Origin of the sequence: Novipirellula artificiosorum (assembly GCF_007860135.1) — a bacterium.
GTDB classification, from domain to species: domain Bacteria; phylum Planctomycetota; class Planctomycetia; order Pirellulales; family Pirellulaceae; genus Novipirellula_A; species Novipirellula_A artificiosorum.
This window is the reverse complement of sequence record NZ_SJPV01000006.1, coordinates 359349-371595: the sequence shown is the minus strand read 5'-3', so window position 1 is coordinate 371595 and position 12247 is coordinate 359349. Positions and strand designations below refer to the sequence as shown.

8 protein-coding genes are annotated in these 12247 nt (G+C 56.7%); 5 read left to right on the top strand and 3 right to left on the bottom strand.

Going from position 1 to position 12247, the window contains the following annotated elements; genetic code table 11:
- The first annotated feature begins 131 nt into the window (after positions 1 to 131).
- From Poly41_RS18305 to Poly41_RS18295, 3 genes are all read left to right on the top strand, one after another.
- Positions 132 to 1127 (top strand): tetratricopeptide repeat protein, encoded by a 996-nt coding sequence (locus Poly41_RS18305; protein ID WP_146528155.1) that lies wholly within the window; start codon positions 132 to 134, stop codon positions 1125 to 1127.
- Positions 1124 to 2302 (top strand): cysteine desulfurase family protein, encoded by a 1179-nt coding sequence (locus Poly41_RS18300; RefSeq protein WP_146528154.1) that lies wholly within the window; start codon positions 1124 to 1126, stop codon positions 2300 to 2302. The genes Poly41_RS18305 and Poly41_RS18300 overlap by 4 nt, the downstream gene beginning before the upstream one ends.
- Positions 2303 to 2552: 250 nt before the next feature.
- Positions 2553 to 4499: a hypothetical protein gene (locus Poly41_RS18295; RefSeq protein WP_146528153.1), complete on the top strand. Its 1947-nt coding sequence runs from the start codon at positions 2553 to 2555 to the stop codon at positions 4497 to 4499.
- Between the two features lie 371 nt (positions 4500 to 4870).
- On the opposite strand, the gene Poly41_RS18290 is transcribed toward Poly41_RS18295, so the two are convergent.
- Together Poly41_RS18290 and alaS are read right to left on the bottom strand one after the other, a co-directional pair.
- Complete coding sequence (locus Poly41_RS18290; RefSeq protein WP_146528152.1) at positions 4871 to 5707, bottom strand: SDR family NAD(P)-dependent oxidoreductase; 837 nt, start codon at positions 5705 to 5707, stop codon at positions 4871 to 4873.
- Positions 5708 to 5771: 64 nt separating this feature from the next.
- Positions 5772 to 8603: an alanine--tRNA ligase gene (gene alaS, locus Poly41_RS18285; RefSeq protein WP_146528151.1), complete on the bottom strand. Its 2832-nt coding sequence runs from the start codon at positions 8601 to 8603 to the stop codon at positions 5772 to 5774.
- Between the two features lie 219 nt (positions 8604 to 8822).
- On the opposite strand from alaS, the gene Poly41_RS18280 reads away from it, so the two are divergent.
- Positions 8823 to 10157, top strand: coding sequence for a hypothetical protein (locus Poly41_RS18280; protein WP_146528150.1), 1335 nt, complete (start codon positions 8823 to 8825; stop codon positions 10155 to 10157).
- Between the two features lie 30 nt (positions 10158 to 10187).
- Here Poly41_RS18280 and queG read toward each other — a convergent pair whose 3' ends face one another.
- Positions 10188 to 11165, bottom strand: a complete 978-nt coding sequence (gene queG, locus Poly41_RS18275) for a tRNA epoxyqueuosine(34) reductase QueG (protein WP_146528149.1) — start codon at positions 11163 to 11165, stop codon at positions 10188 to 10190.
- 139 nt (positions 11166 to 11304) lie between these two features.
- On the opposite strand from queG, the gene Poly41_RS34975 reads away from it, so the two are divergent.
- On the top strand, positions 11305 to 12243 hold the full coding sequence (locus tag Poly41_RS34975) for a hypothetical protein (protein ID WP_146528148.1): 939 nt from the start codon (positions 11305 to 11307) through the stop codon (positions 12241 to 12243).
- Positions 12244 to 12247: the final 4 nt, after the last annotated feature.

Sequence of the window (12247 nt, the reverse complement as noted above, 5' to 3'; positions counted from 1 at the left end):
GGAATCGTAACTTTGCCAACCCGCTCTCCGTTGACAAATCCGCAGAAATGGCTGGAAAAAGCTTGGTTTCTCCGATATGGTTGACAGCCGACCGCGGCTTTTTCTTCCTTTTCTCGCATCCGGCACTTCCCATGCATTCGATTCGATCGCACCTCCTTCCGGCGTCGTTGGCGATTCTTGCTTTCACTTTGGTGTCCTTTTCCGAGCAAACGCCGGTCCATGCCGACGACGACGTGGCCGTTGCATTTGACTCGGCCGACGAAGCGATGGGAGTCGGTGCCGCCTATTTGAGGGCCAAGAAATATGACCTTGCCCGCCCGCCACTTGAAGCAGCCCTCGAACTTTCCACCAGCGAGGCTGAGCGGCTCAAAGTCTACGAAATGCTATTGCCGGTCTATCGCCAGATTCCAGAGTTCGAGCCCTTTCGGGATGCCGCAGAATTCATCATCGAAAAATCAGACAAAGCATATCAGCGGTCCATGACGCGACGGAGTTTTATTTCGTTTGCGTACAACCGAGGCCAGATCGATGAGTTGGTCGAGCGATATGAAGAGAAGCTAACGAAAGAACCGAATGACGAACCCACCGTTTACCTGTTGGCAGAGATCTACTCGAACATGCGACGCGATCCGAAACGGACGATCGAGCTGTTGGAACAGCTTCAAAAACTCCAGTCCAAAGGTCAGGTCTCCGATCCGGATTCCATGTCAGCATCGGAAAAGCAGCGAATGGTGTTGGCGAAGAGCAATCTGGCACGCGAGTACCTGCGCGGTGACGCGTATCGCAAAGCTGCAAAGCTGTATGAAGCCATCGCGCCGCTGGATCCGACAACGCAGGCGTGGAACTTAAAGGAGGCTGCCATCGCATGGATGAAAGAGGGGAATCCGTCGAAGGCGTTGAAGTTGGCTGAAAGAGCCGAGGTCGCGCCCGCGGAAGCTCGCAATGATCAGTTGACTCATTTCTTTCATCGCCATCTCGGCGATCTTTTCATGAAGCTCGCCCTACCGGCCAAAGCAATCCCTCACTATGAAATCGCTATCGAGAAAACCACGATCGCGGGTTACAAAAAAGACACGGCACAGTCGCTTCGCGAGGCCCAGCAAGCGGCGGAACCCAACAAGTCATGATCTACCTTGATAACCACGCGACAACGTGTTGCGATCCGCGCGTCGTGGAAGCCATGTTGCCTTGGTTGAGCGAACACTTCGGGAACCCCCACAGCCTGTCGCACTCGCCAGGCCGCTTGGCCGCTGATGCGATCGAGCAGTCGCTATCGCAAATCACGCGATCGACGAATTCACCTGAGCATTCGATCGTGATGACAAGCGGAGCGACCGAGAGCAACAATCTGGCAATCCGCGGGGTCTGTTTGCACCCGCGACAGACACGACGACATTTCGTTACCGTTTCGACCGAGCATCCCGCCGTCCTGGATGTCGCTGAGGAACTTCGGCGCGACGGTTTTCGTGTCACCCGCGTCGCTGCCTATCAAGCAGGTCATCCCTGTGCTGGTTCGGTGGACCTTGATCGCCTTGCCGACGCGATCGACGACGACACCGCGTTGGTGTCGGTGATGTGGGCGAACAATGAAGTGGGATCGATCGCCCCGATGAAGGTGATTGCGGATCTCTGTCACGCACGCGGTGCGTTGCTGCATAGTGACGCGACGCAAGCGATCGGCCGAATCGATGTCGATGTTCGGAAAACGGATGTCGATCTGGTGAGCGGCTCGGCGCATAAATTCTACGGACCCAAGGGCGTTGGCTTCTTGGTGGTCGGCAACGGCAACCGACGTGTTCGGATTCTGCCACAAATCGTCGGTGGCGGTCAGCAAGATGGTCTCCGGAGCGGAACCATGAACCCGGCTGCGGCGGTTGCGATGGCCAAGGCGATCGAACTTGCGAATCACGAAATGCGATCGAGCCAACCGCAAATCATGGGGCTCAGAGGTCAACTCTTCGAACAACTTCGATCGCGGATCGAACGAATCCAACTCAATGGACCCGAGTTGACCCTACCCGGTCGATTACCGGGAAACCTGAACCTCACAATCGATCAAGTCGAGGGGGAGGCTTGGATGTCCGCAACGCCTGGGGTGGCATTCAGCAGCGGCTCGGCATGCAGCAGTGTCGAGCCGGGCGCGAGTCACGTGCTGCGAGCGATCGGTCTCAGCGAGTCCGCGACACGACGAAGCGTGCGCTTTGGGATTGGCCGTTTCAACACCGAGCCCGAGATCATGGAGGCTGCCGACCAGCTTGTCGAAAGCTATCGAAAGCTGCAGCAATTGACGGGGCAGCGGTGACAAGATTGCCGTGGATGCTAGCATGAAACAGCGTCCCATTCCTTCTAGATCGCCTGGCTCGCCAGAAAACATCCATCTCACTTGAATTACCCACCAAATGTCTCTTTACCGTCGGTCGGGTGAACCGCTATCATCGCGGGCAATATCCACGCTCAGTGGATGCCGACGATCGTGTCGAATGTTGATGGAACTTCGATCGGACAGCAGCACCACTGACAGTTTTTTATGCGATTGATCAAGGATTGAGGCAATGGGCGGAGTCCCCGTGCTACTGCTAGCAGCTGCAATCGGCGTTACTTATGGCTGGCAACCGGATAGTGGCGGCGGCGTTGAGTACATTATTCAGGTTCCCCCAGAAGATCTGCAACAATTGCAGCGCGCTGGGGAGATCAGCAGTCGCATCGATCCTGAGGTACAAGGCCATGTATCGCGAGTGATCATTCGCGTGGGGACTGGCCCCGTCCCACGCAGCACACCGACGTCCATTTCTCAGCTTCATCGTGGGTTGAATTCGCCGAGCACCGTTGCGGTTCAAGAAACCCAATTGCGACAAGCCTTGGGCGATTGCCCCCCCTACGATGTGCTCGATCAAGCCGCCGTCCCGATCCCAGAAATGAATCACGCCAGAAAGGCAAATCCGATTCCCGGGATGAACACCACTGCCTTCTCGGGCGTGTCAACCAATCAAATCGAATCGCTGATGAAGCCGGACCCGAATGACCCGTTGGCAGGTACGGGGATTAGCTTGCCGCCATCGCTGCAAGGCACGGGGAATTCCGCTCAAGACAACCTGATGCGCGCTGCCAACGCATTCGGGGAACAGGCGAAATCTACACTGGGTTTCTCGCCCAATCCCACAAACGCTTCGGCCTCGATCCCTGCTGCTTCTGGGAACGCGAGCCAGTACAGTTTGCCTCCGGCTCCAACGGCCTCGGGGGCCATCCAGACCCGCACGGGGTCGAGCAACACGAACAACCAGGTTCCTGCGTTTACCTCCAGTAATCCGATGGCTGCGGCCGCTAGCCCTCTCGCTGGTGGACCGACAACCGATCCGATGACCGCGCCAAGCGGGGCCTCTGCCAGTCCGTGGTACGACTTGAATAAGAGCTCCACCGCTTCATCGGACACGACGTCGAGCATGAATGCAGCGAGAACCTACCAGGGACCGCCCTATCAAGGATCCGCCAGCGGTGCACAGGCCGCTTCAGATCTGGCGGCTTCAAATCTGGGGGCGACGCCGGCAAGTTCCGCTTCAGGGTCGACCGCAGGGATGGGGACCACGCCGACCTTTGGGAGGCCGCCAACGGGGATGATGCCGAATGCGGCAACTGGACAACCAAATTGGGATGCGACCGCGGCCTCCACTTCCACAAGCATGCCTTCGACGAACCTGCAGTCGTTGCAGCGCGAACAGTATGAGCGTCAACAATACGAACGCCAACAATACGAGCGCGAGCTGCAGCAACAAAAGCTACGTGAACAGGAAATGGCTCAGCGACAAGCCCTCCAAGCTCAGCAAAACTCGTACGCGAATTTGACGGTGCCGGCAGCGGCCCCCACAACGTCTCAACAACCCGCACAACCAACGGGGATTGCGCCCTATGGAAGTAGCATGGGCTCCACCTTCTCTCCGCCCCCTTCATCTCATCCGACGGTCGACCCGAGCCTGCCTCGCTACTTGGTGGATGCGCTCCCACCGGGCGGCTACAGCTACAATCATTTGAATCAACCCATCGACCGCGAAGGCCGCGTTCTGAATGAGTATGGCCAAGTCGTTGCGCCCGCAGCACCGCGATATGCCAACAACACGGATTCTGCGCCAAGCCCAACTGTTGGAGCGCCACCGAGTTATGCAGGTGCCGGTTTTGCAACCGGGTTTCCTGGCACGCAGGATCCTCCGCAGCGCGCCCCCGGCACGGCGGTTCGACCGCCGCAAGGCCCCCTCGCCAACGGAGGGGCGACCTCGTCGGCATCCGATCAAAATGGCAATGATTTTTCAGGCTCAAAGCCCCCACCGGATCACTTGTCTGGGACGCCAAAGACGGTTGCCGCTCAGAAGCTCTTCAATGGGCTACTGTTGATTTCGATTGTCGGCAATCTGTACCTGATCTTTTGGCTAAAGAACCTGCGGCACCAATTCCACGACCTGGTCGCCGCCAAGCGAATCTCACAAGTCGCCAATTCGTCCGTGGCGTAATACCGCAGGAAATCGAATCCCGCAAACGCATGAAATCAAAGATCGACGCGACCGGCCGGTATCGTGATGTCTGCCAGACGAGTCCTTCGTCACAGCTTGATCTTAGGGTAGTGGATCTTGTTAGAGATCCTACGAACGGGGATCTTCAACAAGATCCACTACCCTCAACCGTCATTCTTTCGTTGTGACAAAGAGCTAGCCCGGATTCTCCATCCGTCCAAACCTATTCCCCGTAGCCCTATGTATGCAATCAGCTTACATCGATTGAGTCGTAAACAGACTGCGCACGTTGGAGTCGTAGGCTTTAGCCGATTCAGCAAGGATCCAGCACGCAATCGGCTAAAGCCTACCACTCCAACGAATCATCCGGGCTAGGATTGCGAGCGTGACGACTTGGCCTTTGCCTCAGCATCCGCGCGCGCTTCGGCTTCGTGGACGCGGTACATTTCCCCGAACGGCATTTGAATACCTCCGTCGATCGTCAGTGTGCTGCCTGTGATGTACTCGCTGGCGGGATTGCAGAGAAAGACGACGCCATGGCCCATCTCTTCGCTCTTGCCAAGTCGCCCAAGTGGCAATTCGTTGCCTTTTTGTTGAAGCGTTTCTTCACTGAAAAACTTGCGTTCACCGGGCGTGTCGATCCATCCCGGATGCAAGATATTGCAACGGATTCGATGTTCCGCCAACTCACAGGCCACCGTCACGGCCATCTGGTTGAGCGCTGCTTTGGCCATATTGTACGGCATCGACCCTGGCATTCCTAAGTGTCCCATGGGGCTACCAATGACGACAATATTGCCACCGCTTTTTGCCTCGACAAGCAACTGAGCCGCTCGCCGAACAAAGTAAAACGCACCATACATGGTCACGTCAATCGTCTTACGGAACTCGTCCAAGTCCTGTTTCAACATCAAACGTCGGTCGCTATACGCTGCGTTGCTGACAACAATATCAAGACCGCCAAGCAATTCTGCGGCCTGATCAATCAGCCCTTCCGCTTCGCTTTGCACCCCCATGTTGGCAGCGACTTTAAAGGAACGTACGCCGTGCTTTCGACACTCGGCGACCACTTCATCGGCTTCGGCAGAACCACTGCGGTAATTGACGACAACGTCCGCACCGGCTTTCGCCAATTCGGTTGCAATCCCTCGGCCGATGCCGCGTGAAGATCCACTCACAACGGCTCGCTGGCCTTTCAAAACAGTCATGTTGTTCCTTGATTTCGTTAGCAGATTGGCACCGTTTCTTCGCGAGGGGTCCATGCGAAGTGGACTAGCTACTCGCCATTTTGTCTTGCATCGATTGCTTGGCAGCTGCCAGGGCCTCGGGCAACTTAGTCGGGTCTTTGCCGCCGGCTTGTGCCATATCTGGCCGTCCGCCACCCCCTCCACCGACGATTTTCGCGGTCGCTCCGACCCAATCGCCTGCCTTGATTCCGCGCTCGACCAAGTCGCGGCTAACTCCGCCGACGAGAACTACTTTATCACCTTGCACTGCGGCAAGCAAAACCGCCGTCGGTTGATCGCTCCTTTTTCGAATTTGGTCGATCCAGCCTCGCATCACATTCGGATTTGCGCCGGGGGTCTCGGCAACAATCACCAAGGAATTGCCGACGGAAACCCCGCTGGCAATCAAGTCATCGGCCGAGAGCTTGCCTCCGGCCGTGGCGTGACTGAGTTCCTGAACCAATTTTTTGCGGTCGTCCAAGAGTGCTTGCAAGCGTTCGAGCACATCCGTCACGGCGACATTCAAGCGGCGCGTGATTTCGCGAACCGCCGCACGAACCGAGTTGTAGTCTTCGGCATCAATCGGTTTCTCTGCGGGTTTCGCGACAAACGTATTGGAATGGTCGACCGATTTTCCGGCCGTCAACTCCTTTTTCAGCTGCCGGACTTCGGCCGACAATTGCTCGGTGACCGCTACGGCATGTGGCGGATCGCAGCCGAGCGTCTTGGCAACGTCGGCAAGCAATTGCTGCGTTTCCACTCGATGGGCCTGAGCCCGCGATCCGGTTAACGCTTCGATACGCCGCGTTCCTGCTGAAGCACTCTCTTCGACCACTAACTCGAATGCCTCAACTTGTTCTGTGTTCGTGAGGTGGGTACCACCGCAAAGCTCTTTGCTGAATCCTCCCATCGACACCATGCGTACCGGATCCGGGTACTTCTCGCCGAACAACATCATCGCCCCGGCCGCCCTTGCGTCGGCTAAAGGAACCGTTTCCCAACCAATCGTCGACTTGGCCTCGATTTGATTCCAAACGTCCCTCTCGATTTGTAGCAATGTGTCATCGTCGATGGCGTATTGATTGGTAAAGTCAAATCGCAAGCGGTCTGCTTCCACCTTGCTGCCTTGTTGTTGTGCGTGTTTCCCCACGTTTTTATGCAACGCATGGTGCAAAAGATGGGTCGCCGAATGGGCTCGACACAATGCACTGCGATGTTGTGCGTCGACCTTCGCCGTACAGGTTTCCCCTTCGCTGATTTCCCCACGGCTGAGCACGCCATGATGGACGATCAATCCGGCATGTCGTTGGGTATCGGTGACGACAAACTCGAACTTGTCGCTCGAAATCACTCCCGTATCGCCAACTTGACCTCCCGATTCGCCATAGAACGGCGAATGGTTCAGCACCAATCGCAACTCGTTTTTGCCTGCGCGATCGAGATGGCTGAGTAGTTGTCCCTCATCCCCTTTCCCTCCTTTCCGGGTGATGATGCCTTTCACAATGGCCTCCGATTCCGTTGCCTCGTAGCCCAAGAATGGCGTTTCTCGAAGTGCTTCCTTGAGTGTTTCCAACGGTCCGGTTTGGAACAATTCGCGTTGTCCGGCACCGCTGACGCGGGCATGCTCGTCCATGGCTTCGCGATAACCGGCCCAATCAAACGTGAAATTCTGTTCGGCGCTGAGCGTTTGCAACAATTCGGGAGGAACGCCGTAGGTGGTGTTGAGTTCCGCCGCTTCGGACCCGGGGACCATCACGCCCGACTCTTCGCGCATCTGCTCAAACAGTTGCTCGATCCGCTTCATGCCTCCGTCGATCGTCCCAAAGAAGGCGCGTTCTTCGGCCTCGATGACTTGGGCAACCCGCTCGGTCGTTTCGCTGAGTTCAGGGTAAGGAACTTTGGACGCCTCTGCGACCGCTTCCACCAATTTAAACAAAAACGGTTCACGCAGGTCCATTTGGTAGCCGTCCAAGACCGCCCGCCGGATCAAACGCTTGATCACGTATTTGGCATCCTTGGGGCCGGGGTAAACGTTTTCGTGGATCGCGAACACGCTGGCACGCGCATGGTCGGTGATGCGGCGCAAACGGCGGCCGTTGTCGCTGGCGTATTCGTACTTGATGCCGCAAACTTCCGAGGCGGCTTCGACGATCGGGAACAGGTTGTCAATGTGAAAGTTGGTCGGTTTGCCCTGCAACACACTGGCGGTCCGTTCCAACCCCATGCCCGTATCGATGTTCTTGCTCGGCAAGGGGTTGAGGTTGTTGGGGGGATCGCCAACACGATTGAACTGAGTGAACACGAGGTTCCAGATTTCAACGTCGCTGCCGTCATCGAGATGATAATAGATCTCGCTGCAGGGACCACAAACGCCATCCGGCCCCTCGCTCGGCGCGGATGCAGGCCAAAAGTTTTCCTCTTCGTCCATCCGGACGATCCTCGATTCCGGCAAACCCGCGATTTCGTGCCACAAACGATGCGCTTCGTCATCGTCCTTGTAGACCGTGACCGAGAGCTTTTCGGCGGGGATGCCGAGCCATTTCTTGCTCGTCAGAAACTCCCACGCCCAGCGGATCGCATCCTCTTTGAAGTAGTCACCAAAACTAAAATTCCCCATCATTTCGAAGAAAGTATGGTGAAAAGCCGTCCGACCGACGTTATCGATATCGCCGGTTCGCAGGCATTTTTGGCAGGTTGCCGCGCGTGTGAAGTCCAGCTTCACTTTGCCGAGAAAGTGGTCTTTGAACTGGTTCATCCCGGCGGGGGTGAACAATACCGACGGGTCCCAGGTCGGCACCAACACGTCACTCGGTCTGCGAACGCATCCCTTGGACTCGAAAAAGGCTAGGTATTTTTCACGTAACTCGTCAGTTTTCATAGCGTTTGCAGCCGTGGGGGATTACAGCGGGTCAACAGGAAGGGGTGCCCACCGGCACCGTTCACTCCCCATGATGATATCGAAACGAGCCGTTTCGGCAGAGGGCACATCCGAAAGCCACCGAGAACCGATGTCAATGCGACGATTTCCTACAAAGCGGATATAATGGCCCATTGATCCCTTACGCTTCCCGCCCTTCACCCATGAAACGAACCCCCGATGGCCATTCCTCCTTGGACCGTAGAACTCCTTCGCCGCGGCCTCAACGATGTTGCCCGCCGAGCCAGCGAACCGGAAACGATCGAAAAATTGAAGACTCAGGCGACGGAGATTCTGAACGAAATACCCCAAACCGCTGCTCGTGGATTCGACGCCGTGATGCGAGCGACCGAAGTCGGCCGCAAGAATGTTCAGAAGTGGTCGCAAAAGCAAACGGCCGTGACCATTCCGCTGATCAACGCCAGCGGCATCTTGTCGACACCGCTTGGCACCGGAGTGCCGGTCTCGGCGGACGCCGTCGATGCGGCCTATGCTTGTCTGCATGGAGATATTCGCAGCGATCACGATGCGGTGGAGCGGTTGCGCAGGAATCTGCATCGCTACCTGCCAGACGCTCCAGCCTATGACATCGCGGTAACCAACAATTTCCCTGCGGCTTTGGTCGCGTTTGTGATTGGGAGCAGTCAAGAGGATCTCGTGGTGCATCGCAGTCAATCGATTCGGCTGCGCAGCGGCGTATCGTTAGTCGATACGATGAACGCCTTGGTACCGATTGTGCAAGAAGTTGGTGCAAACGATGGTATTGAAATGTCCGACTTCGACGATTTCGATTCCTTCTGTTTGATCCTTGCCGACAATCAGGCGACCCAACCTCCGAACATACTCGATTTTGGCGATCGTCAGGTGACTCAGGTGGTTGTGTTACCGGTTGCGACACTGTGTCAAAGTGACCAGGCCGATTTGCCCTCCGTCGAACAGACATTGAGCCAAGGAGCTGATCTGGTTTTAGTCGCAGGCGGTGGCGTGTTCGGCGGTCCAGAATGCGGCATTTTAATCGGCAAGAAAGAACGCTTGGATGCGATCACGTCAACCGCCATTTGGCCTTCATTTTCGGCAGGAAACGCGGTATTGGCGATGTTGGCATCGACGCTGCAAGATTCCACCCGCGTGATAGGGCGAGCGTTACCGATCGAGGAATTGATGCGTACCAGCGAAGAGAACCTGCGGACCCGTTGCGAACGATTGGCAACTCGGTTGAGCGGGTCCGATTCGATCAAGACTTGCCAAGTCACCGCCGAATCCGCGCTCGTGACGCCCAAAGGACGATGGCGATTCCCATCGCGTCAAGTTCGTGTCGAACATCAGACCCTCTCTGCAAAGGAATGGGCCGACCGACTGCGTGAGGATTTGCCTACCTTGATCGTCGGATTTGACGACCATGCGATCTCGGTCGATTTGCGTTGGGTTTCGCCAGCCAGTGATGCAAAGATCGGCGAACTGCTGGGGGGCCCGACGGAGGCAGCGACGCCAGCAGCTGTCGTCGAAGAGAATTAAGGATCGCAATGCACCCGCCTTCATGATCCGCTAACTTCCGATGCGGCCGTTGTAACGGACGATCTTTGCGTTTCGCCGAATGCCGCTCAGACGGGTCCGCCAAAAGGGAGTCTTGCGGTAGGTCTGGCGGAACGATGCCTCGTCCAACTGGTCGACTTCTTGCAGCGAAACGGCTTGTAACGGAGACGAAGCCTCGGGCGCCGTCACTTGACGCGACCGTTTTTGGTTCCATGGACAGACCTGTTGACACACATCGCAGCCAAACAACCAATCTCCGATGGGCTCGTGAAACTCCGGGGAAATCTCACCACGGTGTTCAATCGTCAAGTAGCTGATGCACCGCGTTGCATCGAGGACGCCGGGACGGACAAACGCATCGGTTGGACACTGGTCCAAACATGCAGTACAGGTTCCACAGTGCGAGGACTCGTGCGGTTCCGTCGGGGGTAACTCGATGTCGGCCAATACACAGGCAAGGAAGAAGTAGCTGCCGAGTTGTTTGTTCAGCAGCAGGGTGTTCTTGCCCCGCCACCCCAGGCCAGCACGCTGCGCATATTCGCGTTCCAGGATCGGTGCGGTATCAATCACGCCGCGTGCGCTGGAGTCAGGATCCCATCGGCGGATCATGCGGCACAGTTTCTTCAACTTCGGATGCACAATGTCATGGTAATCGATTCCCGGCCATGCGTAGCGTGCCACTCTGCCAAACCCTGACGGAACGTCCGCAGAGGGACCGGCGGGATAGGGGTAGGCCAAGCAAATGACAGCTCGGCAACCCTCCAACACACCCCCGGGATGGCGGTAGGCATCGAGACGATTGGCAAAGTAATCCATTTGGCCTGCATAGCCCGCATCGATCCAGCGAACCAAATCGGAAAAGCCGGTCGACTCGACCGCCGCTGAGATTCCGAACCCGACAAATCCAAGTTCCGTTGCCCGCAGCCGAAGTTGTTCGACCAACGCGTCAACGGATAAGGCGGAGAACTCGGTGTCGCGTGGGTCATGCATAAAAGGGATGGTTCCAGTGAAGATCGCTTGCACATGGACAGGATGGGTTGCGATACAATGATCCTCTCGGCAACGATGGCAATGCGCCGCTTCAAACGGCTTATTAATTCCCTGTTTCTGTCCTGTTCTAATGGATCCTATGATGTCACACCAGCCCGAACCCGTGAACTCTGAGCAGTCGCAACCCCAATCCGATCAGAGCAACAACAGCACCTCAAGCAACCGTCGACTCGTGCTGCTGTTACTCGTCTTAGGATTGGTATCCGCTGCATTGTTTTATGACTACAAAGTCGCGCGTGCTGCGGTTCAACGCGCGCATGATCAAGTCGCCAATCAGAACGTGCTTCACAATGCGGTGCCCGAAAACGAGATCATGAGCAATCAGATGGTCCAACAGATGATCGGCAAACCGCCAAAGGAGACATTTCAGGATGGGAACTTCACCGTGGAGGTTTACAGTTGGGCATCAGGGCTGCCGTTTCGTGACTACAATCTGTATGCCGTCTATCAACCGAACAATGGTCAGTTGATGCTGTTTCGACTCCATGCCTACAAGTACGAATGGAGCAAGGAGTTGATTCCGATTGCGGAACCGACGCTCACGCACATGCCCGACGACGTCGTGATTGACACCAGCGACGATCCAGCAGCGAGCCCAGAGGGACCTCGCGGTCGCCGCCGACCCTCCGCTGAACCCGAGGCAACTGCGGAACCCGAGGCAACTGCGGAACCCGAGGCAACTGCGGAACCCGAGGCAACTGCGGAACCCGAGGCAACTGCGGAACCCGAGGCAACCGCGGAACCCGAAGCAACCGCTGAACCCGAGGCAACGTCTGAACCCGAAGCAATCGCTGAACCCGAAGCAACCGCTGAACCCGAAGCAACCGCTGAACCCGAAGCAACCGCTGAACCCGAAGCAACCGCTGAGCCCGAAGCAACCGCTGAGCCCGATGCAACCGCTGAGCCCGATGCATCGAGCGACCGCGAAGAGGCGCCGGAACCAGAAGCGGAGACGGAAGAAATGTCACTTTCCGATTCTGGTGATCAAAAAGAGTCGCCTCAAGAAAAAGCGGACTGAGTCG